Consider the following 21,031-nt stretch of genomic DNA (forward strand, 5'->3'; position numbering starts at 1 on the left):
GGGCAGCTTACTCGTTTGTGGTGAAGGTGAAGGTAGTGGCGCTGCGGAAGGTTTCGCCGGGGCGGAGGATGGTTGAGGGAAAGTGGGGGTGGTTGGGGGAGTCCGGGAAGTGCTGGGTTTCCAGGCAGAAGCCGGTGCGGTTGGGATGGGTGCCGTTCTGGGCGAGGAAGTCGCCGGTGTAGAAGTGGACGCCGGGCTCCGTGGTGTGGACGGTGAGGGTACGGCCGGTGGGGGGATGGGTGACGGTTGCTGCGGGGGCGACGGGGGCCGGGGTGAGGACGAAGTTGTGGTCGTAGCCTATGCCTTCGTAGAGGCTGAGGATGGGGTCTTCTATGCGGCTGCCGATGGGCTGGGGTTGGCGGAAGTCGAAGGGAGTGCCGGCTACGGGGGCGAGCTCGCCGGTGGGGACGTTGGCGGCGCTCTTGGGCGTGTAGTGGGTGGCGGCGATTTGGAGGATGTGGTCCTCGATTGAGGTTGAGGCATTGCCGGAGAGGTTGAAGTAGGCGTGGTTGGTGAGGTTCACGATGGTGGGAGCGTCCGTGGTGGCAGTGAATTCGATCTGGAGGGCTGAGGCGGTCAGGGTGTAGCGGACGGTGACGGTCAGGGTGCCGGGGAAGCCTTGATCGCCGGCGGGGGAGGTGAGGGTGAACTCTACTGCGTCGGGGAATTCGGTTGCTGTCCAGAGGCGGCGGTCAAAGCCTTCCGGGCCGGCGTGGAGGTTGTTGGGTGCGTTGTTGATGGGGAGTTGGTACTCGACTCCATCGAGGGTGAAGCGGCCCTTTGCGATGCGGTTGGCAACGCGGCCTATAGTGGCCCCCAGGTAGGCGGTGCGGTCGGCTTCGTAGGCCTCCAGTGAGGCGTGGCTGAGGACTACGTTGGCCTGATGGCCGGTGCGGTCCGGCGCGAGGATGCTGATGATGCGTGCGCCGTAGTTGGTGAGCGTGACGCGGAGCGTGTCATTGCGGAGGGTGAAGAGGCTGGCCGTTGAATGAGGCATCGGTAGAAGGATAGCGCGGCGCGGTGACGAGCGTCTTGCGGGGATGCGTTGGCTGGAGGATGATGGAGGCGTGATGATGATTGCTGGCTCGATTCAACGCTCCCTCCTTGTGTGTGTCTGTGCTGTGCTCGGGTTGGCCGGGACGGCGTCTGCTGCAAAGCCGAAGCTTGAGGATCACTGGGTGGGGACGTGGGCTACCTCTCCCTACCAGATGGATAACGCCGCCGGGACGATGGGCGGGGCGGATATGACGATCCGGGAGATCGTGCATGTGTCGCTGGGCGGGCCGCTGCTGCGGGTGGAGCTGACCAACGAGCATGGGGTTGAGCCGCTGACGATCGGCGGGGCGCATGTGGCGTTGACGACTGGGCGCGGGGATGTCTCGCTGGTGACGTCCAATGCGCTGACCTTTGGCGGCAAGGACGGGATCACGATTCCGGCGGGCGCGACGGCGATGAGCGATCCGTTTGCACTGACGCTGCCGCCGCTGAGCGACCTGGCCGTGACGCTGTTTGTTCCGGCGCAGCCGATGACGAAGGTGACGTTTCATGGGTCGGCGTTTCAGACGAATTACCTTGCTCCGGGGAACCTGCTTTCCGGCCGCACGATCTCATCCGCGGATGGGGTGAAGACTTCTACCTCATGGTTCTTTCTGAAGGGCGTGGATGTTAAGACGACGGGGGATACAGGAGCCATCGTGACGCTGGGGGACAGCATAACGGATGGGGCGCAGAGTACGGTGGATGCGAATGCTACGTGGCCGGATGAGCTCGCGCGGCGGCTGCAGGGGGATAAGAAGACGAAGGGCCTGGGGGTGCTGAATGAAGGCATCGGCGGGAACCGGCTGCTGCACGATAACGCCGGGCCGAGTGCGCTGCGGCGGTTCGATATGGATGTACTGTCACGGCCAGGGGTGAAGTACCTGGTGGTGCTCGAAGGGATCAACGACATTGGCCATGCCTATGATCCGGTGAAGGCCTACGACGTGGTGACGGCGGACGACATCATCCAGGCGCTGGCGCAGCTCGCCGAGCGGGCGCATGTGATGGGGATCAAGGTGTATGGGGCTACGCTGACGCCTTACGGCGGTGCCAAGTATGCTTCGCCCGCGGGTGAGGCGGTTCGGCAGGCCTATAACAACTGGATCAGGACTACGAAGGCGCTGGATGGGTTCATCGACTTTGAGAAGGTGGTGATGGACCCGGCTTCTCCCGCTACGTTTCCGGCGTTTTCGCCCGCGTTCAACAAGGCCGATCACCTGCATCCGAACGATGCTGGCTATAAGGCTATGGGGGATGCGATCGATCTGAAGTTATTCACGGGCAAGAACTAGAACAGGCAACGGCTTGGCCTTGACCAGTTTCGAGTCGCGAGTTACGAGTTAAATGCGGAAGGGTGCGACGTGGTTCGTCGCACCCTTCTTTTTTGCTGAGAGGCTTTTACTTGAGTTCGATGCCGGCGAAGAAGTAGCCGATCTCGAAGGCTGCGGTGTCTTCTGCGTCGGAGCCGTGGACTGCATTCTCGCCGATGGAGGCTGCGAAGAGCTTGCGGAGAGTGCCCTCTTCCGCCTGAGCGGGATTGGTCGCGCCCATGAGCTTGCGGAAGTCGGCGATGGCGTTGTCCTTCTCAAGGACCATGGGGAAGATGGGGCCGGAGCTCATGAACTGGGTGAGCTCGCCGAAGAAGGGGCGTGCGGAGTGGACGTGGTAGAAGCCCTCAGCCTGCGCGAGCGAGATGGACATGCGCTTGATGGCGACGATCTTGAATCCGGCCTTCTGGATCTCGGCGAGGATGGCGGCGGTGTTGCCGGCTTTGACTGCGTCTGGCTTGATGATGCTGAAGGTGCGCTGTGACAACGTGATTCTCCCTTATAAAAGCTGTTGCTTAAGTGTATCTGAAGGCTGCGACAGCCACATGAAAACGGCTCGCACTCAGGGAGCGCGAGCCGCGTCTGAAGCAGCGTCGGACTAGGCCTTGCCGAGAAGGAGGGCCATGGCTTCGCCAATCTCTGCGGGGGATTTGACGACGGTTATGCCGGCCTCCGCCATGGCCTTCATCTTCTCTGCGGCGGTGCCTTCTCCGCCCGAGATGATGGCTCCGGCGTGGCCCATGCGGCGGCCCGGAGGTGCGGTCTGGCCGGCAATGAAGCCTACGACCGGCTTCTTGACGTTTTCTTTGATGTACTTGGCTGCGGCTTCTTCTGCTGAGCCGCCGATCTCGCCGATCATGATGATGGCTTCGGTTTCGGGGTCCTCGTTGAGGAGCTTGAGGGCGTCGATGTGGGTGGTGCCGATGATGGGGTCGCCGCCGATGCCGATGGCGGTGGACTGGCCGATGCCGCGGGTGGTGAGCTGGTACACGGCTTCATAGGTCAGGGTGCCGGACTTGGAGACGATGCCGACCGAGCCCTCTTTGTGGATGCGGCCGGGCATGATGCCGACCTTGGCCTTGCCGGGGGAGATGACGCCGGGGCAGTTGGGGCCGATGAGCCGGGACTTGGAGGCTTTGACGATGTCCCAGGCTTTGACCATGTCGAGCGTGGGGATGCCTTCGGTGATGCAGATGACGAGAGGGATTTCGGCTGCGGCAGCTTCAAGGATTCCGTCGGCGGCAAAGGGTGGGGGGACGAAGATGACGGTTACGTTTGCGCCGGTGGAGGCGACCGCCTCGGCCACGGTGTTGAACACCGGGAATCCGTCAACGGTAGTCCCACCCTTGCCGGGGGTTACTCCACCAACTACGTTCGTTCCATAATCGCGGCAGCCCTGGGCATGAAACAGACCCTCTCGGCCGGTGATGCCTTGAACGATGAGGCGGGTATTTTTATCTACGAGAACTGCCATATTTCTCCTTCAACGTGTGGCGGCATTTGACATCGCTAGAAATGCAGCGTCAATGATGAACTCAGGAAATCCTTTGTCGCGTAGTGCGCTACGCGCTTGACTCGACGTTACTACCTTAAGCAACACACCAAGCATTTGCTTTGCAGCTTGAGTTTGAGTGTCACGAACCTGTGGAATCTTAACTGGAATTTCGTCGAAGTTGACGTTCAATTCAGGTTTCTTAGCACCAGTAAATTTTGCGGCAAGGTCCTCTAATCCAAAATTGAGCCCACCTGTCATCTCTTTGGCTAAGGCATAGGTATTCTTACGACTACCGACCCACTTCCCACCATTTTGGTAATAAATCGAGACCATCGTCCCGACTCGCCAAGTCATGGCGGTTGCGATTATGTAATCCAACGCAGCGCCAACGACTCCACCTATAAACGGAATGAACCCTGCAACTACACCAAACCCGGCTTCCGTGATGAGTTCGGCTGCAATCATCCCAATAAACTCGGTCGAAAACTCCCCAGCTATGTCAGCAACGCCCCCGACTATAACGCCTGTCGAAACCACAAGGCCCGTGTTGCCATCGGGCTCTACGTTGTAGATTGCAGCTAGTTCCTTCGCCATCGGTTGGTAAATAATTGGTGCTTGCGCTGCAATGGCAACTAGAAGTGCTGGGACCGCCAGCCCCCAGAAACCAGCAGCACCGATCGCAACGTCCATCACAGCATGACGCTGAGCAAACTTTCGTATGATTGCCTTTGCCTGCAGGTTCCGTGATGCAAGATCGCTGAGCGTATTTTGAGCAAGGACGTAGTCAGCTCGTATGATTTCGCCATCCATGTGATGCTCTCCAAGTGTTGGAATGGCCTATGCTGCTGCCTTCACGGCTAAATCTGCGGCTTCTTTCATGGTGGTGCCTACTTCAAACTTGAGGCCGGATTCTGCGAGGATCTTGCGGCCCTCTTCTACGTTGGTGCCCTCAAGGCGCAGGATGATGGGGAGTTGGACGTTGAGCTTGCGGGCAGCGGCTACGACTGCCGTGGCGAGGACGTCTACGCGTAGGATGCCGCCGAAGATGTTGATGAAGATGGCCTTGACGTTGGGGTCCGAGAGGAGGATGCCGAAGGCGTTTTCAATCTGCTCCTGATTGGCTCCGCCGCCTACGTCGAGGAAGTTGGCTGCCTTGCCGCCGGCGTACTCGATGATGTCCATGGTGGCCATGGCGAGGCCGGCACCGTTGACCATGCAGGCGATGTTGCCGTCGAGCTTGATGTAGTTGAGGGCGAACTTGCTGGCTTCAACCTCAAGCGGGTCTTCCTCGGCGAGGTCGCGAAGCTCCTTGAGGTCCTTGTGGCGGAACATGGCGTTGTCGTCGAAGTTGATCTTGCAGTCGAGCGCCATGAGCTTGCCGTCTTTGGTGGTGATGAAGGGGTTGATCTCCATGAGGGTGGAGTCGGTCTCGATGAAGGCCTTGTAGAGGCCCATCATGAAGGAGACGGCGGGGTTGATCTGGGCGGTCGTCAGGCCGAGTTTGAAGGCGAGGGAGCGTGCCTGCCAGGGCTGGAGGCCGACGACGGGGTCGACGTACTCCTTGTAGATGAGGTCCGGGGTGGCGTGGGCGACCTCCTCAATCTCCATGCCGCCGGACTGCGAGGCCATGAAGACGACCTTGGCTGACGCGCGGTCGAGAACCAGGCCGAGGTAGAGCTCGCGGTCGATGAGGGAGCCTTCCTCAATGAGGAGGCGCTGGACTTTCTGGCCGGTGGGGCCGGTCTGGTGGGTGATCAACTGCATGCCGAGGATGGCTTTGGACGCGGTGTTGGCATCGTCGAGCGACTTGGCGACCTTGACGCCGCCGCCTTTGCCTCGGCCACCGGCGTGGATCTGCGCTTTGACCACGACGACCGTGTTTCCGGCTGCGAAGAGCGCCTTGGCGGCGGTGTCTGCTTCTTCAAGGGTGGTGGCCATCTCGCCGCCCGGGACGGGCACGTTGTACTTGCGGAGGATCTCTTTGGCCTGGTACTCGTGAATCTTCATGGCGGGCTTTCCCTCTTGTTCGGCTTTCGCAGCGTCGGGGTCATGGTAGCGAAGTGCGGGGACGTTCCGCAATCGAAATGACCGCTAATCGCACACTTGTCCGATTTACGTCATGCGGGTTGGACGAGGTTTAGGCGGGTGCTACCCTTGGGGCGATATGGCTGAAACGCAAAATGTTCTGTTTTCTTCGTTGAAACGAGTGCTGGAGACTCGTGAGGCGCTGACGCGCGATGAGGCGGCGCGGGTGCTGGACTACATATTGGATGTGGATGATTTTGGGTCTGAGCTGCGGGTGGCGGCCCTGCTGGGGGCGCTGGCGGCGAGGGGCGAGACCGAGGAGGAACTGGCCGGGTTTGTGGATGCACTGCGGGCGCGGGCTACTACGATTCCGTTGAACGACGATGAGCGCGAACGACTGGTCGACACATGCGGGACGGGTGGGGATCTGAGTGGGTCGTTCAATATATCGACCGCGGCGGGCCTGGTGGCGGCTGCTGCGGGAGTCTGGATCGCCAAGCATGGGAACCGGGCGGTGACGTCCCGGTGCGGGAGTGCGGATGTTCTGGAGGCGATGGGGATTCCGGTGGATCAGTCTCCCGAATCAGCAGCGCAAGCATTACGGACGCATGGGTTTGCGTTTTTGCCTGCGCCTTCGCTGCAGCCGGCGATGAAGGCGGTGATGCCGATCCGGCGGGCGATTGGGGTGCGGACGGCGTTCAATATCCTGGGGCCGATGACGAATCCGGCGGGCGCGCGGGCGCAGGTGCTGGGAGTTTACGCGGAGAGGCTGGTGCCGGTGGTGGCGCGGACGCTGGCTCGGCTGGAGACTCGTCATGCGTTTGTGGTGCATGGGGCGGGGATGGATGAGTTTACGGTGTGCGGGCCGACGGCGGTGGGTGAGGTGAGGGATGGCGAGGTCTGGTACTCGACGGTGCTGCCGGATGATTTTGGGTTGAAGCTGGCGCCGATCGCGATGCTGGCCGGCGGGGACGCGGAGACGAATGCGGGGATTCTGCAGGCGGTCTTTGCGGGAGAGAAGAGCGCGCGTCGGGATGTGGTGGTGATGAATGCCGCGGCGGTGCTGGTGACGGCGGGGATGGCTCAAGGGATGAAGGACGGCGTCAAGCTGGCGCAGGCGACGATTGATGATGGCAAGGTGACGCGGCTGGTGTACGCTTTGGCTGAGAAATCTTAGGAGGCTGCATGGCTCGTGTGACGGGGATCGGCGGGGTGTTTCTGAAGGCGAAAGATCCGAAGACGCTGGCGGTCTGGTATGCCAAACACCTGAACGTGGCATTGAGTGACTACGGCGGCATCACGTTTCGCTGGTCCGATGAGGTGCCTGCGACGAGCGGGGCGACCGCGTGGGCCTTGTTCCCCGAAACGACCAAGAACTTTGGCAGCGGGCCGCAGACGGCAATGATCAACTATCGTGTGGACGATCTGGACGGCCTGCTGGCGCAGATGGAGAAGGATGGCGTCGTGGTCGACCCGAAGCGCGAGAACTATGGGGAGTTCGGGAAGTTTGGATGGATTACCGATCCTGAGGGCAACCGTGTGGAGCTTTGGCAGCCGGTAGCTAAGAGCGAGAAGACAGTTTAAGTAAGGGCTCTGAAATAAGTTAGACCCGGGAAATCCACCGGCGCGGAGCTTTAGGATAGCGAGATACCTCAAGTCAAAGGGTTCTTGCGATGAATGCTGCCGTGCCGGGACGTATCGAAGTAGTGGTGGGGCCGATGTTTTCCGGCAAGAGCGAGGAGCTGATCCGCCGGCTGAAGCGGGCGCGGATCGCCCGGCAGCGGGTAGCTTGCTTTAAGCCGGATATCGATCTGCGCTATCACCGGACGGCGATTGCGTCGCACAGCTCGCAGACCTACGAGGCGGTGACGGTGGCGAACGTCGAACGGCTGCGGGAGGAGCTTTATCCGCAGTTGGATGGCGTGGACGTGGTGGGGATGGATGAGGTGCAGTGGTTCGACCCGAGCATCGTGGGGCTGGTGCTGGAGCTGGTACACCGGGGCAAGCGGGTGGTGCTCGCGGGGCTGGATACGACGTTTGCAGGTGAGCCGTTTGGATCGATTCCGCAGTTGATGGCGATTGCGGATGAGGTGGCGAAGCTGTCTGCCGTGTGCATGGTATGCGGGGCTCCGGCGATCCATACGCAGCGGCTGGGAATGAGCCGGGAGCTGGTGGTGGTGGGCGCGGCCGGGATGTATGAGGCTCGGTGCCGGGGATGCTTCAGGCCGTTTCTGGATGAGCCGGAGGCTGCGCAACTGGAGCTGCCGGCGGTGGTTGCGGCGGGGTGAATCGGTTTTGGGCGATTAGCGGCTGCGGAATCATTCTTCTCTGAACAGGAACATTCCGGCTGAATGCGGGTAGAAGGAAGGGACGATGAAGTGCGGACAGACCTGAGCCGCGCTTCGGCATCTCATTTGGTATGCGGCTCTGATGTGCTTGCTCCTGCCCCACTTGTTCGACCGGAGATGACGAATGTTTAAGCTAGGTTCCTTGTTGAGCGCGGCAGTTGCCTGCGCGGCTCTGTTCCCCTGTGCGTCCGCCTACGGGCAGGCGGTCCCCACGGCCACGCGTGCGATCACCTTTCAGGTCGGCGGGGGATTGAGCCTTGCGAATAACGACTACAGCTACGATTACATCAAGGGCGCCACTCTCTTTGGCACCATCGACTTCAAGAACCACTTCGGGATCGAAGGGGATATTCACGACACGTCGATCTTTACGCCGCAGGACTTGGGTGAGACGTCGTACCTGCTGGGGGTTCGGTACAAGTTCAATGTGAACGGGTTTCATCCCTACGCAAAGGTGCAGGCTGGGCTTGGGACATTCAACTTTCAATCCACCACGTACGTGCCGAGCAGCCATACCTACAAGATCTACGACTTTGGCGGAGGCGTGGAGCACGCGCTGCCGCACCGGTTGAACTTCCGGATCGTCGATCTGGAGTATCAGCGGTGGCCCGGCTTTGGGGCAAATGGGTTGACGCCGATCATGGTGACGACCGGGCTGGCTTACAGATTTTAAGCTGGAATGAAGAACGGGCGGCACCGGAGTGTCCGGGCCGCCCGTTTTTTGTGGTCAGTGGTCCGTTTTAGTGCTTTGCCACCAGGTCCATGACGTCCTTGCGGAGGGCCAGGGAGCTGGCGGTGCGGGCGTAGTACATGTGGCCGCCGGGGTACATGTGGACTTGCACGCGGGTGGGGTCACCCATGATGGGGATCTGGCTGACGGTGAGGACCGAGCCCATGAAGGGGCAGGAGAGATCCGCCCAGCCGTGAGCGACAAGGACGCGGAGTTTGGGGTCGGTGGCTATGGCTACGCGCAGGTCGGTGGCGGAGGCAGAGCCGGTGAAAGCTCCGCTTCGGCTGCTGTGATCCCAATTGCGATTGACGCTTTCTGACAGGGCTTCATAGCGGAGGTCGGTCTTCCAGCCGACCGTGCGGGTGACGAAGTCCACCATGGCTGTCGTCGTGGGGGCGATGATGCTGAGGAGAATGGGGTCGTTGGTCTCCTGGGTGGGGTTGTAGGGGAAGGGATCGTAGGCGGTGACGTTGGGGTCGTAACGGCTGCCGAGCTTGCCGGTCTCGCGGAACTCCTCGCGGAGGAAGGCCTGGGTTTCCAGGCGGCCGCCGGACTGGCGGACGAAGGTAGCGTCGAGGCCGGTCAGTTCCGTGACCTTCTTGACGAGGCGCGGGGTGGCTTGCGGGTCTGAGGTGCCTTTGAGGATGTCCTCGGCATACTCGCCGCGGGTGTAGGCGATGACGGGAGCCATGGCCTCGTCCGTGAGCATGCCCTTGCGCTCATAGTTGGCGGCGACGATGCTGGGCAGCGTGGTCATCCAGGGGATGGGCGAGATGTCCGGGGAGCCGCCGTTGGGTGCGAGCGCGGGCGAGACCATGATGACGCCGTTCATGGCGACGCCGATGTTGGACTGCAGATAGGCGGTCAGGCGGGGAGCGCGGTAGCCGCCGTAGCTCTCGCCGACGATGTACTTGCGGGACTGGAGGCGGCCGTTCTTGACGAGCCAGTCATAGATGATGCGGGAGAGATAGGCGATGTCCTGGTCGGGGCCGTAGAAGAGCTTCTTGGTCTCTGCTTCATTGACGAGGGACTGGCTGAAGCCGGTGCCGATGGCGTCGATGAAGACGAGATCCGTGAAGTCAAGCCAGGTGCCGGGGTTGTCGGTGAGGGTGGCGGGGTCGGATGGGCTCTGGCCTTCAGCTCCGAAGGCGACGCGCTTGGGGCCGATGGCGCCGAGGTTGAGATAGACCGAAGCGGCACCGGGGCCGCCGTTGAAGGCGAAGGTGACGGGCCGGTTGGGGCCGTCGACGATGTAGGAGGTGAAGACGACCTCGCCGGTGGGCTTGCCGTCCGTGGCTTTGACGGGCAGGGTGCCGACGGTGGCGGTGTACTTGAGGGGCGCGCCGTTGAGCTGGATAGTCTGGGCGACGTGCGCGTCGGGCGGCAGGGGGTTCGCCATGGGCTTGGCGGCGTCTGGTTTTTCTTCGGGGGCGTGGTCGGGCTTGCCCTGCGCGTGGAGCGCGGGGACGGCGGCAAGGAGGGTGAGGGCGAGGGCGATGCGCGAACAATTCATGTGCTGAGAATACATGGGGGACGGCAGGGATACCCCCTAGTTTCCTATCAAGCAGACTTACCTATCATCTGACCAAGTTACGCAGCACTGGCTCCCCGTCTGGCACGCTTGGTCTGGAGAGCCTTTGTCTGGGTTGCAGGTTCGAGTGCAAGTAAGGGCTCCAGATTAAATGCTGCTTCCGGAAACACCGCACGGATCTCCAGATTGCCCCCAAGCGCGCGGACATACTTGGCGAGGGTACTCAAGAGAAGATCGCTGCGATTCTCCAAGGCAGAGACGCTCGCCTGATCGATACCGAGCTTCTCTGCAAGCTCCACCTGCGTCTGCTGCCTTGCTTTGCGAAGAGCGGCAAAGCCCATGGCATCGAGCTCCGCCACGGCTTCCTGCTTGATTCGTTCCCGCTCTTTCGCGGAAACCTTGTGCTTCAGATCGTTCCATTTCAAAGTTTGCATCTTGCTCACCTACAGAAGGGCCATAATGCCCCAGCGAAGTCCTGCGAAAATTGCGCCTTAGTATGCGATGACGTTAAACCCCTCGCAGGTATTCATCGAACAGCCGATCAGCCAGTCGAATCGCCTCGTCGTACCAGCGATTGCCCTTCCCTGTCTTGACGCCACCCACCAGCAGGACAGCCTGGCGAATCGGATCGAAGGCGTAAAGAACCCGGTAAGGCTCTCCTGCGTGCTGAATACGAAGCTCCCTCATTTGAGAGAATTTCGACCCATTGATTCCACTGCTGAATGGAAACTCGAGAATCGCGCCGCGCTCTTCCAGCAGACCGATGACGCGGCCGACCGACCTCTGCTCCGCTTCGTCCAAATGCTCGAACCAGTCGGCAAACTCGGTGGTGACAATGACCTCGGTTGCCATTGATAAAAATATAGCCTGCAATCAATATAGACTGCAAGCTATAAAAATGCCCGGGATGTAGGTGAAAGCTACTCGCCTGGGGGTGTGGGGTTGGGGCCGCACTTGCGGTAGGCGGCCATGAGGGCGGCGACGGTGATGCCGTCGATGGTCATGGTCTCCGTGTTGGACTCCGCGATGGTGACGCCGCTGAGGTCCGCGTCGTAGATCTGCATGCGCAGGCAGGTGACGTTGTGGAGTTTGACGTCGTTCAGGCAGGCTGATTCAAAGTCCGCGCAGGCCAGGTTGACGTTGCTGAAGGTGGCGCTGGCGAGGTTGACGTCTATGAAGCTGGAGCCGGTGAGATCGTCGTGGACGGCTTCGATCTGTTCGGTTACCTCTGTGATTTTCATGGATGCTCCGATGAATTTTGAATTCCGGTGCGAAGGATGGGAGGCCCGCGCTCATGCTAACCCACATGACTGCAACGGAAATAGAAAATTCTGCCGGAACGGGTGCCGGACGAACAGCCGGAGCGATGTTTTTACATTGAAGTTTGCGCGTCGATGGCATCCTATGGAGCATCACCAGATTTTTAGATCCATGGAGAATGAACGATGCGGGTTGCGACAGTTGCTTTACTCATGTGTGCGCTGACAGTTCCGGCGATGGCCAAGAAGCACGATAAAGGCTCCGTAGTGGTGCCGATCAAGACGAGTACGGGCGACGACGCCGGCACGGCCAGCTTCAACGAAAACAAGAAGGGGACGCTGACGGTGAAGCTCGCCCTGAAGAACCTTCCCCCGGGCGACCATGCCGTCCACATCCACCAGAAGCCCCTGTGCGATGCGCCCGACTTCAAGTCTGCCGGCGGCCACTTCAATCCGGAGATGAAGCAGCATGGAACCCTGAACCCCATGGGCCACCACGCCGGCGATCTGCCGCAGAATGTGACGGTTGGGCCGGATGGCACAGCAAACGTCAGCTTCAAGGTGCCGTATCTTTCGATCGTGCTGGATGCTCCGAACAACATCCTGGCGAACGGCGGGACGTCGATCATGATCCACGAGAAGGCGGACGACATGAAGACCGATCCGACGGGCAATGCGGGCGGCCGGATCGCCTGCGGCGTCATCATCGAGCCGGCTCCGGGCAAGTAACTCCTGTAAACAGACGGTTACAACGGCACGGAACAAATCAAAACGCCCATGCGTACAGGGATGCATGGGCGTTTTGCACATGACGATGCCGTTTCTCCAGACTCTGCCGACACAGGGCAAGCTGCTCGGCGGATGGATGCCGCGGTCCCGGCCGGGCAGTGGCGGCGGGGGTGAGGAGCCTCCGGCGAATGCCGGAAGGCTGCCGGGCGGTACACTTCTGCCTACACCCCAGAGTCCTGAGAGCAGGGTGCCCGAGGCAAGGTTGCAGCGTACGCCGGAACAACAGGCCGAGCAGGACGCACTCGCCGCACTGGTCCGCCAGTGCATGGCGGGGGACCAGCGGGCGTGGCACCTGATGCTGACCAGCCAGCAGAAGCGAGTCTACGGCATCTGCTACCGGTTCAGCGGCAACCAGACCGACGCCGAGGATATGACGCAGGACGTCTTCCTGAAGATTTACCGGAACCTGGGCAGCTTCGACCCCGACAAGGGCAGCTTTCAGACGTGGATCACGACGATGACGCGGAATATGCTCGTCGATCAGTTCCGCCGGACGAAGCTGGAGCGTGCGACCGACTCCATGGACGTGAGCGCGACGGGCGAAGAAGACGGCCCGACGCAGCTTGAGCGTCTGCCCGATACCCGGCCCAGCCAGGAGCAGAACTACGCCGGGCTGGAGCTGAAGGCGAAGATCCAGGATGCGCTGAGCAAACTTTCTCCCGAGCTGCGTGAGGCAGTTATTCTCCGCGACCTGGAAGATATGGATTACAAAGAGATTGCGTTGGTTTTGAAGATCCCCGAAGGAACGGTAAAAAGCCGAATAAGCAGGGGACGAGCGGAACTAGCCAGGATGTTGCAACGTATAGATAGGCAGGTGATGTAAATGGCGAACATGATCCAATTCGACGGTTTTGACGGGAACAAAAGGTCTGGGACCCACTGCCTTGCCTGTGAAGAGATGCTGATGGACGCTGTGGACGGCACGCTGAACGCTCCGGACCAGACGTGGTTCGACCGGCACATTGCAAGCTGCGTGACGTGCAGCGAGATGTACGCGGATGCGCAGCGAGGTGCGGCTTGGCTCGAGATGTTGAAAAGTCCGCGCCCTGAACCGTCTACGGATCTGATCAGCCGCATCATGGCCCAGACCAGCGGTAATCCGGTGCGGGTTGAAGCGGACAGCGTGCCAGAGTATTCGGGCGATGTCTGGAACACCGGGGCGACGCCGTTCCTGGTGCCTACACCGATCGTTCTGCCCGTGCATACGGGGAACCTGCTGGAGTTCCAGCCTCGGTCCAACAACCGGAGTGCCTTTGGACGCATGCTGCTGGAGCCGAGACTCGCAATGACGGCGGCGATGGCATTCTTCTCGATTGCGCTGACGCTGAACCTGATGGGCGTGCGGCTGAACGAGTTGCATACCGCCGACCTGAAGCCCACCAACCTGAAGCGCAGCTTCTACGTGACCAATGCGCAGGCGGTGCGGTACTTCGACAGCCTCCGCGTGGTGCATGTGATGGAGTCTCGGGTGGAGGATCTGAGGCAGCAGAACGAAGAGCGTGAGCAGATGCGGCGGGAGTCGCCTGCTGCACCGCAGAACGATACGCAGCCCGAGCAGAAGGACGAGAAGAAGCAGGAGCCAGGTCCCGGGACGAGCCGGCGTGAGGTTCCTCTGTCTGAGAAGGCTCGGTACGTCATGACCAACGCCACGGTACCCAACGGGAAGCAGCGGCTGGGAGCTTTCTGGACCGGTGTAAGTGCGAGTGCGAACGATAAGAACACAGACAAGCGCACGGGGAGCTGGACATGAGCTTCGACAATGTGAACGACCAGACCGAACAGAAGCCGACGGCCTTTTGCCAGAACTGCGGCAAGCCGCTCGATCCCTCCACGATGCGCGTTGTAGGACCTGCCATTTACTGTGAACCTTGCCTGGCTGCGAAGCTGGGGATTGGGGGCGCTGTACCTCCTCCTTCTTCAGGAACAGCCCCGGGTAGCGCCGCCGGTCAGGGTGCGGGCTATAGCTATACCTCGACCGTATATACACCGGTGGGCGGTACGACGAGCTGGGCGGTACCGCCGTATACGCGCTCTACCCCGAATCCCGGGCTGGCCGCACTGCTGGGCTTCATCCCAGGCGTGGGTGCGATGTACAACGAGCAGTATGCCAAGGGCATCGTTCACCTGCTGGTGTTTGCGATGCTGATCAGCCTTTCCCATGCGACGGATCTCTTCGGACTGATTGCTGCCGGATGGATTGCGTACATGGTGATTGAGGCGCATCACACGGCGCGCGCCCGGCGTGACGGTACACCACTGCCGAATCCTTTTGGCCTGAATGACCTGAGCGAGCGGCTGGGCTTTGGCAAGAACTGGGGCGCGCCCTCTGCTCCGGGAACTGGGGCATGGCCTAACCCGCCTGCACCCGCTCCACAACCTGTGCCTACGGCTGCGAGCGAGGTTCCGGTCGAGACGGCTCCGCCGGTCTCCAACTGGGGTGCGCCGATCGATGCCGCGCCGCCTGCCTGGCATGCGGAGGTCGAGCAGGCGAAGCGCGACGTTCCCTATGCGAACAGCATTGGATCGCAGTTCGGGTCCGCGTCTTATAACCAGGGTTACGCCGCGAACGCGGGCTACTATCCTCCGGTTCAGCCGGTGCCTCCTGTACCGCCGTATGGTGTGCCTTACAGCCCGGTTGCGGGTGGAGATCCGCTGGCAGCACCTGGCTTGATTCGCAAGAATCGCTTCCCTGCCGGAGCTGTGTGGCTGATCGGTCTGGGCATCGTCTTCCTGCTGGCGACGACGGGGATCTTCGAAGGCATGTTCGGCGAGTCTCTGGTTGGGTTTGGCTTGATCGCGCTGGCGGTATGGATCTTCATCAAGCGCATGCTGGACTCCGGCTACGGCCTCACCAGCGACGGGTCCGCGAACTATCCGCTGCGTGTGATGCGTGCTCTGCGGCCTTCCTCCTGGCTGTTTCTCATCGGGTTCCTGATCGTGCTGGACCGGCTGCACGTCGTGTACTGGGTGCATAGCTGGCCGTGGCTGGTAGTGCTGGCGGGGCTGATGATGTTGATCGAACGCTTCGCGTATAACTCAGCCGCAGCCGCCTCACAGTATGCGGCGATGCCCCCGGCACCAGCGGCCTATGCGGGAACGTCCATCGTCCCCACGGCCACCAACGACCAACACGAAGGAGGCAACTAACATGGCAAGCTATCCGCCGCCGTACCCGCCTCCTCCCGTCGGACCTCCGTTCAACTACGATCCGCGCCAGCAGCGCCGTTTCGAGAAAGATCAGCGACGCGCCCAGAAGAACGCCTACCAGGCGCAGCGTGATCTCTATCGCCAGCAGACGCGTGCCATGCGGCGTGGCTCCATCCTGGGACCCCTGATGATTGTGGGCGTGGGTGTGGTGCTGCTGCTGATCCGCAGCGGACATATCTCGTTCGAGCACTTTGCCGCCGAGTACGGGCAGTGGTGGCCGGCGCTGCTGGTGATCGCAGGCGTGATCCTGGTGCTGGAGTGGACGTTCGACCAGTCACGGCAGCGCGACGGCGTGCCCTACGTCCGGCGAGGCGTGGGCGGCGGCGTGATCTTCCTGCTGATCCTGCTGGCGCTGGCAGGCGGGATGATGCACCAGATCAGCCGCGGCCATGAGTGGATCGACAGCATGCACATGGGGCCTGATAACTTTGCGGAGTTCTTTGGAGAAAAGCACGACCGTGAGCAGCAGGTGGACGAGACCTTTACCGCCGGCACGTCGCTCAACGTGGTGAATCCGCATGGTGATGTCACGATCGTCGGACACAGCGAGGACGGCCAGATCCATGTCACGGTGAACAAGCAGATCTATAGCAACTCTGATTCGGCGGCCGATGAGAAGGCGCAGCAGTTGTCGCCGCGGATCGATCGTTCCGGCAACGTGCTGAGCGTGACGATGCCTTCACTCGACGGCACGACCGCGGACCTGAGCATCCAGATGCCGGACTCCGGGCAGGCGACTGTAACGGCCAACCACGGCGACGTGCATGTCTCCGGCATGAAGGCTCCGGTGAATGTCTCGGCGACCTACGGCGATGTGGAGTTCAATGAGGTGAGCGGGCCGGTCATGGCGCGCATGGAGCATAGTGGCTCCTCGTTCACAGCGCACAACATCACCGGCGATCTCTCCCTGAAGGGTCACGCTGAGAACCTGATGATCACGGACGTCTCCGGTCAGACGACGCTGGAAGGCGACTTCTACGGTGATACGCATCTGGAGCATCTGCACGGGCCTGTCTCCTTCAAGACGAGCCGCACGCAATGGACGCTGGCCGGGCTGGAGGGCGCGGTCGATATGAGCTCCGAGTCCGAGCTGACGGCGAGCAGCGTTGTGGGCCCATCGGTACTCTCAACACGCAGCCGCAACATTGCCGTGGATGGAATCGCCGGGGACCTCTCCGTCACGAACAGCAACGGCACGGTCGACGTAAGCAATGCCTCGCCGCTGGGCAACATTACGATTCAGAACAAGAACGGCGCGGTGGATGTGACGCTGCCCGCACATGGCGGCTTCAGCATCCAGGCCGATGATCATGACGGCGATATCGACAACGACTTCGACATGCCTTCCAGGGATGGAGACGACAATCACACCTTGACGGGCACGGTGGGAGACGGCCATGCGAAGATCATCCTGCGCACCAACCATGCGGACCTGGGCATTCATAAGGCAGATATGAAGCCGACTGCGCCACCGGCCCCGCCTGCACCGCCCGCTCCACCAGCACCGCACGTCAAGCCTGCGCCACATGCGCCGTCGGCTAAGACTGTAGAGTTTTAGCTCGCCTCACGTTAAATGAAAAAGGCTGCGTGATCTCTCACGCAGCCTTTTTCATTTCAAGCTAGATGGAAAGATTCAGGATGCGGTTGAGCCTCTGAACGAAGTTGGCCGGGTCCTGAAGCGGAACGCCCTCCATCAGCAACGCCTGATCGAAGAGCAGCCATGCGGCATCCTCAGCCGTGGCATCGTCAGGGCGGGCGAGCAGCTTCTTGACGATCTCGTGATCGGGGTTGATCTCGAGCGTCGGGCGCATGACGGGGATGTCCTTCTGGCCCATGGCGCGCAGCATCTGCTGCATCTTGAGCGAGGGCTCCTCTTCATCGGAGACGATGCACGACGGGCTATCCGCAAGCCGCACCGAAGCACGTACATCCTTCACGCGATCGCCCAGGGTAGCCTTCAGCTTGTCGAGCAAGGGCTTCAAGGCTTCGGCCTGATCGGGCTCGGCTTCATCCTTGAGGTCTTCACTGGTGGAGGCCTTGTTGACTGCCTTCAGGTCGATCTCGCCGTACTTGTCCACGCCGGAGAAGACGATCTCATCGATGTCGTCGTCAAGGATGAGCACCTCAAGATCCTTCTTCTTATAGATCTCAAGCAACGGGGAAGTCCGCAGCAGAGACTCTGCGCCACTGGTGATGTAGTAGATGCTCTTCTGGTCTTCCTTCATGCGCGACTTCACTTCAGCAAGGCTGGTGAGGCCTTCCACCTTGGTGGACTTGACGCGGATGAGGTCGAGCAGCGTCTCGCGGTTGGCGTAGTCGTTGTGCAGACCTTCCTTCAGCGGGCGGTTGTACTCGGCGATAAACGTCTCGTACTTCTCAGGCTGATTCGCTGCAATGTTCTTCAGCTCGGACAGGATCTTCTTGACGCTGGCGGTGCGGATGCTGGTGAGGACGCGGTTCTGCTGCAGGATCTCGCGGCTGACGTTCAGCGGCAGGTCTTCACTATCGATGATGCCGCGAACGAAGCGCAGATACTGCGGCAGCAGGTCCTTGGAGTCGTCCAGAATGAAGACGCGCTTGACGTAGAGCTTCACGCCGACCTTGTACTCAGCCTGATAGAGATCGAGCGGGGCCTTGGCGGGAATATAGAACAGCGTGGTGTAGTCCAGGCTGCCTTCGGCCTTGGTGTGGAACCAGAAGAGCGGGTCTTCCCAGTCACCGGAGACGGACTTGTAGAGCTCCTTGTAGTCCTCGTCCTTGAGCTCGCTCTTGGGCCGACGCCATAGCGCACTGGCCGCGTTGACCTGCTCCGTGGTGCGCTTCTTGTCAGACTTCTTCTCTTCTTCGTTCCACTCGCTCTTGTCATACGTGAGGAAGATGGGGAAGGCGATGTGGTTGGAGTACTTCTTCACCACCTCCTGCAAACGGTAGCTGTTGGCGTACTGCGCGCCCTCTTCGTTGAAGTGCAGCAGCACGGTGGTTCCGGCGACGAGGCGCTCCGCCGGAGTGATCTCAAAGCCGGTCTTGCCATCGCTGATCCAGCGCCATGCAAGCTCTTCCCCAGCCTTGCGGGAGACGACTTCAATCTTGTCCGCGACCATAAACGCGCTGTAGAAGCCAACGCCGAACTGGCCGATGAGGTTCGAATCCTTCTTGGCGTCGCCGGAGAGCTGTGAGAGGAAGTTCTTCGTCCCGGAGCGGGCGATGGTGCCGAGGTGCGAGACCAGATCCTCCTCGTTCATGCCGATGCCGGTGTCCGAGATGGTGAGGGTCTTGCCCTCTTCGTCGAGCTCAAGATCGATGCGCGGATCGAAGGGCAGCGCCTTGTAGACGTCGTCGGTCAGGGTCAGGTGACGCAGCTTATCCAGCGCGTCGGACGAGTTGGAGATCAACTCACGCAGGAAGATCTCAGGGTGCGAGTAGAGGGAGTGGATGATCAGCTGGAGCAGCTGACTGACTTCTGTTTGAAACTCACGCTTCGACATAGAGATCCATTATAAAAAATCCCGGGTGTGCGTGCGGATCGGGTCCGCTCAGGAACAGTCGTTCAGGATAAACTTTCACCAAACGGAGACATAATGCCTCGTCCTTTTCTTGCTGCCGCCCTTCTCGCCCTTCCCTTGCCTCTTGCCGCCCAAACCGACCTGCCACCCGCCGTCACGGCCGCGGAAGCCAATGTCTCGGCCGATTCCATCCGTGCCTATGACAAGTACCTTTCAGATGATCTTCTGGAAGGCCGTTACCCCGGTCAGCGCGGCGGGGAGCTTGCCGCCAAGTACATTGCCAGCCAGTTTGAGAGCTACGGCCTCAAGCCCGGCGGCGACCACGGCACCTACTTCCAGCAGGTGGACTTCACCAGCGTCAAGGCTGACCCGATCAAGACGACCTTTACTCTCGTCCCCAAGTCCGGCGCGCCCATCAAGCTGAAGTTCGCGGATGACTTCGTCGTCTTCAACTCGCAACTGACGCCGTCCGCGACCATCAACGCGCCGATCGTGTGGATGGGCTACGGCATCACCGCGCCGGAGTTTCAGTGGGACGACTACGCCGGCATCGACGTCAAGGGCAAGGTGATCCTGTGCATCGTCAACGATCCGCCCTCGGACGATCCCAACTTCTTCGGCGGCAAGAGCCTGACCTACTACGGCCGGTGGACGTACAAGTTTGAGCAGGCCGCGCGTAAGGGAGCCGTGGGCGCACTGATCATCCATCGCACAGACCTGGCGGCGTATGGATGGGATGTGGTGCGCAACTCCAACTCGGCCGAGAAGACCTTTCTGGCGCACGACGCAAACCCACGCCTTGAGGCTGCGAGCTGGATTCAGCTCGACGTGGCCAAGCAGATCTTTGCCGCGTCCGGGACCGACCTGGACACGGAGTTTGCAGCCGCCGGCAAGCATGGCTTCAAAGCGCGTGAGCTTCCGGTCAAGCTGGATGCAACGGTCATCAGCACCGTGCGTAACTTTCAATCGCCCAACGTCATTGGCATTCTGCCCGGCACGTCGCCAGCACCGGACCAGGCCGTCATCTACACCGGCCACTACGATCACCTGGGTGTAAAGGCCGATGCAAAGCCCGGTGAAGACGCCATCTTCAACGGTGCAGGCGATAACGGCACCGGCACCGCGATGATCATGGAGATGGCGCGTGCGGTGACGAGCGCGAAGCTCTCACCGCCGCACTCGATGATCTTTGCCGCGGTGACGGCGGAGGAGCAGGGCCTGCTGGGCTCGGCTTATCTGTCACAGCATCCACCGCTCCCCATCGGCCAGATCAACCTCGATCTCAACTTCGATGAGATCCTCCCGTTCGGGCAGGGCGACCAGCTTCATGCTTCCGGTTCGCAACGTACGAGCTTCTATCCAACGCTGGAGGCGACAGCCAAGCGCTTCGGCTATAGCGTTCCCGCACCACGGCCGGATACCGGCGGAGGCTACTACCGCTCGGACCATTTCTCCTTTGCGCACGCGGGTGTGCCGGCGTTCTCCGTCGGGCAGGGTGGCACCTACAAGGGTCATGATGCGGCTTGGTCCCAGGCTCAGGGCGCGGCGTACAACAAGAACGACTACCACAACGTCTCCGACAACTTTAAGCCGGAGTGGGACTTCGTCGGCAACGCCACGCTGTGCCGGCTTGGCATTGAGCTGGGCTGGAAGTCGGTCACGTCACCGCCGATTGAGTGGAAGGCCGGCGATGAGTTCGCGGCTGCCCGCAAAGCCAGCAAATAACCTGGTTCAACGCAATGAAAAGTCCCCTTCGTGATCGCTCACGAAGGGGACTT

Annotated in this window: 21 protein-coding genes; 11 read left to right on the forward strand and 10 right to left on the reverse strand. The window is 60.9% G+C overall.

Annotated elements, in window-relative coordinates; all coding sequences use genetic code 11:
* Positions 1 to 7: 7 nt before the first annotated feature.
* Positions 8 to 997 carry an aldose epimerase family protein gene (locus tag ACIX9_RS16070; protein ID WP_013581547.1) on the reverse strand — a complete coding sequence of 330 codons (990 nt, stop codon included), beginning with the start codon at positions 995 to 997 and terminating at the stop codon, positions 8 to 10.
* Between the two features lie 73 nt (positions 998 to 1,070).
* On the opposite strand from ACIX9_RS16070, the gene ACIX9_RS16075 reads away from it, so the two are divergent.
* Complete coding sequence (locus ACIX9_RS16075; protein WP_013581548.1) at positions 1,071 to 2,330, forward strand: SGNH/GDSL hydrolase family protein; 1,260 nt, start codon at positions 1,071 to 1,073, stop codon at positions 2,328 to 2,330.
* Between the two features lie 106 nt (positions 2,331 to 2,436).
* Here ACIX9_RS16075 and ndk read toward each other — a convergent pair whose 3' ends face one another.
* The 4 genes from ndk to sucC form a co-directional block, all read right to left on the reverse strand.
* Positions 2,437 to 2,853, reverse strand: coding sequence for a nucleoside-diphosphate kinase (ndk, locus tag ACIX9_RS16080; RefSeq protein ID WP_013581549.1), 417 nt, complete (start codon positions 2,851 to 2,853; stop codon positions 2,437 to 2,439).
* Positions 2,854 to 2,964: 111 nt separating this feature from the next.
* Complete coding sequence (gene sucD / locus ACIX9_RS16085; RefSeq protein ID WP_013581550.1) at positions 2,965 to 3,840, reverse strand: succinate--CoA ligase subunit alpha; 876 nt, start codon at positions 3,838 to 3,840, stop codon at positions 2,965 to 2,967.
* A 9-nt stretch (positions 3,841 to 3,849) separates the two neighbouring features.
* The gene (locus tag ACIX9_RS16090; protein WP_013581551.1) at positions 3,850 to 4,671 is read right to left on the reverse strand and encodes a hypothetical protein; all 822 of its coding nucleotides are present in this window, start codon (positions 4,669 to 4,671) and stop codon (positions 3,850 to 3,852) included.
* A 27-nt stretch (positions 4,672 to 4,698) separates the two neighbouring features.
* The gene (gene sucC / locus ACIX9_RS16095) at positions 4,699 to 5,868 is read right to left on the reverse strand and encodes an ADP-forming succinate--CoA ligase subunit beta (protein WP_013581552.1); all 1,170 of its coding nucleotides are present in this window, start codon (positions 5,866 to 5,868) and stop codon (positions 4,699 to 4,701) included.
* A 157-nt stretch (positions 5,869 to 6,025) separates the two neighbouring features.
* Here sucC and trpD point away from each other — a divergent pair, with 157 nt between their 5' ends.
* From trpD to ACIX9_RS16115, 4 genes are all read left to right on the forward strand, one after another.
* Positions 6,026 to 7,063 (forward strand): anthranilate phosphoribosyltransferase, encoded by a 1,038-nt coding sequence (gene trpD, locus ACIX9_RS16100; protein WP_013581553.1) that lies wholly within the window; start codon positions 6,026 to 6,028, stop codon positions 7,061 to 7,063.
* Between the two features lie 8 nt (positions 7,064 to 7,071).
* Positions 7,072 to 7,470, forward strand: a complete 399-nt coding sequence (locus tag ACIX9_RS16105) for a VOC family protein (protein WP_013581554.1) — start codon at positions 7,072 to 7,074, stop codon at positions 7,468 to 7,470.
* Positions 7,471 to 7,559: 89 nt separating this feature from the next.
* The gene (locus ACIX9_RS16110; protein WP_013581555.1) at positions 7,560 to 8,174 is read left to right on the forward strand and encodes a thymidine kinase; all 615 of its coding nucleotides are present in this window, start codon (positions 7,560 to 7,562) and stop codon (positions 8,172 to 8,174) included.
* A gap of 205 nt (positions 8,175 to 8,379) precedes the next feature.
* Positions 8,380 to 8,907: an outer membrane beta-barrel protein gene (locus ACIX9_RS16115; protein ID WP_198152111.1), complete on the forward strand. Its 528-nt coding sequence runs from the start codon at positions 8,380 to 8,382 to the stop codon at positions 8,905 to 8,907.
* A gap of 67 nt (positions 8,908 to 8,974) precedes the next feature.
* On the opposite strand, the gene ACIX9_RS16120 is transcribed toward ACIX9_RS16115, so the two are convergent.
* From ACIX9_RS16120 to ACIX9_RS16135, 4 genes are all read right to left on the reverse strand, one after another.
* Entirely contained in the window at positions 8,975 to 10,477 is a 1,503-nt protein-coding gene (locus tag ACIX9_RS16120) for a S10 family peptidase (protein WP_041597873.1), read from the reverse strand.
* Between the two features lie 77 nt (positions 10,478 to 10,554).
* Positions 10,555 to 10,929: a helix-turn-helix domain-containing protein gene (locus ACIX9_RS16125; RefSeq protein ID WP_013581558.1), complete on the reverse strand. Its 375-nt coding sequence runs from the start codon at positions 10,927 to 10,929 to the stop codon at positions 10,555 to 10,557.
* A 73-nt stretch (positions 10,930 to 11,002) separates the two neighbouring features.
* Positions 11,003 to 11,347: a type II toxin-antitoxin system RelE/ParE family toxin gene (locus ACIX9_RS16130; RefSeq protein WP_013581559.1), complete on the reverse strand. Its 345-nt coding sequence runs from the start codon at positions 11,345 to 11,347 to the stop codon at positions 11,003 to 11,005.
* Positions 11,348 to 11,415: 68 nt separating this feature from the next.
* The gene (locus tag ACIX9_RS16135; RefSeq protein ID WP_013581560.1) at positions 11,416 to 11,736 is read right to left on the reverse strand and encodes a pentapeptide repeat-containing protein; all 321 of its coding nucleotides are present in this window, start codon (positions 11,734 to 11,736) and stop codon (positions 11,416 to 11,418) included.
* A gap of 204 nt (positions 11,737 to 11,940) precedes the next feature.
* On the opposite strand from ACIX9_RS16135, the gene ACIX9_RS16140 reads away from it, so the two are divergent.
* The 5 genes from ACIX9_RS16140 to ACIX9_RS16160 all read left to right on the forward strand — a co-directional run bounded on the left by ACIX9_RS16140 (position 11,941) and on the right by ACIX9_RS16160 (position 17,308).
* Positions 11,941 to 12,483, forward strand: coding sequence for a superoxide dismutase family protein (locus ACIX9_RS16140; RefSeq protein ID WP_013581561.1), 543 nt, complete (start codon positions 11,941 to 11,943; stop codon positions 12,481 to 12,483).
* Between the two features lie 79 nt (positions 12,484 to 12,562).
* On the forward strand, positions 12,563 to 13,366 hold the full coding sequence (locus ACIX9_RS16145; protein WP_157477619.1) for an RNA polymerase sigma factor: 804 nt from the start codon (positions 12,563 to 12,565) through the stop codon (positions 13,364 to 13,366).
* Positions 13,367 to 14,293 (forward strand): anti-sigma factor family protein, encoded by a 927-nt coding sequence (locus ACIX9_RS16150; RefSeq protein ID WP_013581563.1) that lies wholly within the window; start codon positions 13,367 to 13,369, stop codon positions 14,291 to 14,293.
* Positions 14,290 to 15,690 (forward strand): hypothetical protein, encoded by a 1,401-nt coding sequence (locus ACIX9_RS16155; protein WP_013581564.1) that lies wholly within the window; start codon positions 14,290 to 14,292, stop codon positions 15,688 to 15,690. Before ACIX9_RS16150 ends, ACIX9_RS16155 begins: the two co-directional genes overlap by 4 nt.
* 1 nt (position 15,691) lies before the next feature.
* Positions 15,692 to 17,308 (forward strand): DUF4097 family beta strand repeat-containing protein, encoded by a 1,617-nt coding sequence (locus tag ACIX9_RS16160; protein ID WP_013581565.1) that lies wholly within the window; start codon positions 15,692 to 15,694, stop codon positions 17,306 to 17,308.
* A gap of 61 nt (positions 17,309 to 17,369) precedes the next feature.
* Here the strand turns inward: ACIX9_RS16160 and htpG are convergent, their stop codons facing one another.
* Positions 17,370 to 19,235 carry a molecular chaperone HtpG gene (gene htpG / locus ACIX9_RS16165; RefSeq protein WP_013581566.1) on the reverse strand — a complete coding sequence of 622 codons (1,866 nt, stop codon included), beginning with the start codon at positions 19,233 to 19,235 and terminating at the stop codon, positions 17,370 to 17,372.
* Positions 19,236 to 19,328: 93 nt separating this feature from the next.
* Between htpG and ACIX9_RS16170 the strand changes: the two genes are divergently transcribed.
* Complete coding sequence (locus tag ACIX9_RS16170; protein WP_013581567.1) at positions 19,329 to 20,978, forward strand: M28 family peptidase; 1,650 nt, start codon at positions 19,329 to 19,331, stop codon at positions 20,976 to 20,978.
* Positions 20,979 to 21,031: the final 53 nt, after the last annotated feature.

Origin of the sequence: Granulicella tundricola MP5ACTX9 (genome assembly GCF_000178975.2) — a bacterium.
Lineage (GTDB): Bacteria > Acidobacteriota > Terriglobia > Terriglobales > Acidobacteriaceae > Edaphobacter > Edaphobacter tundricola.

Bases quoted from the DNA above. Each gene is read 5' to 3' on its own strand.
- ACIX9_RS16070 (WP_013581547.1), bottom strand. From the start codon at position 997: ATGCCTCATTCAACGGCCAGCCTCTTCACCCTCCGCAATGACACGCTC.
- ACIX9_RS16170 (WP_013581567.1), top strand. From the start codon at position 19,329: ATGCCTCGTCCTTTTCTTGCTGCCGCCCTTCTCGCCCTTCCCTTGCCT.
- sucC (WP_013581552.1), bottom strand. From the start codon at position 5,868: ATGAAGATTCACGAGTACCAGGCCAAAGAGATCCTCCGCAAGTACAAC.
- ACIX9_RS16105 (WP_013581554.1), top strand. From the start codon at position 7,072: ATGGCTCGTGTGACGGGGATCGGCGGGGTGTTTCTGAAGGCGAAAGAT.
- ACIX9_RS16075 (WP_013581548.1), top strand. From the start codon at position 1,071: ATGATGATTGCTGGCTCGATTCAACGCTCCCTCCTTGTGTGTGTCTGT.
- ACIX9_RS16150 (WP_013581563.1), top strand. From the start codon at position 13,367: ATGGCGAACATGATCCAATTCGACGGTTTTGACGGGAACAAAAGGTCT.
- ACIX9_RS16090 (WP_013581551.1), bottom strand. From the start codon at position 4,671: ATGGATGGCGAAATCATACGAGCTGACTACGTCCTTGCTCAAAATACG.
- ACIX9_RS16130 (WP_013581559.1), bottom strand. From the start codon at position 11,347: ATGGCAACCGAGGTCATTGTCACCACCGAGTTTGCCGACTGGTTCGAG.
- ACIX9_RS16160 (WP_013581565.1), top strand. From the start codon at position 15,692: ATGGCAAGCTATCCGCCGCCGTACCCGCCTCCTCCCGTCGGACCTCCG.
- sucD (WP_013581550.1), bottom strand. From the start codon at position 3,840: ATGGCAGTTCTCGTAGATAAAAATACCCGCCTCATCGTTCAAGGCATC.
- ACIX9_RS16145 (WP_157477619.1), top strand. From the start codon at position 12,563: ATGACGATGCCGTTTCTCCAGACTCTGCCGACACAGGGCAAGCTGCTC.
- ACIX9_RS16155 (WP_013581564.1), top strand. From the start codon at position 14,290: ATGAGCTTCGACAATGTGAACGACCAGACCGAACAGAAGCCGACGGCC.
- ACIX9_RS16140 (WP_013581561.1), top strand. From the start codon at position 11,941: ATGCGGGTTGCGACAGTTGCTTTACTCATGTGTGCGCTGACAGTTCCG.
- ACIX9_RS16110 (WP_013581555.1), top strand. From the start codon at position 7,560: ATGAATGCTGCCGTGCCGGGACGTATCGAAGTAGTGGTGGGGCCGATG.
- ACIX9_RS16125 (WP_013581558.1), bottom strand. From the start codon at position 10,929: ATGCAAACTTTGAAATGGAACGATCTGAAGCACAAGGTTTCCGCGAAA.
- trpD (WP_013581553.1), top strand. From the start codon at position 6,026: ATGGCTGAAACGCAAAATGTTCTGTTTTCTTCGTTGAAACGAGTGCTG.
- htpG (WP_013581566.1), bottom strand. From the start codon at position 19,235: ATGTCGAAGCGTGAGTTTCAAACAGAAGTCAGTCAGCTGCTCCAGCTG.
- ACIX9_RS16135 (WP_013581560.1), bottom strand. From the start codon at position 11,736: ATGAAAATCACAGAGGTAACCGAACAGATCGAAGCCGTCCACGACGAT.
- ACIX9_RS16120 (WP_041597873.1), bottom strand. From the start codon at position 10,477: ATGAATTGTTCGCGCATCGCCCTCGCCCTCACCCTCCTTGCCGCCGTC.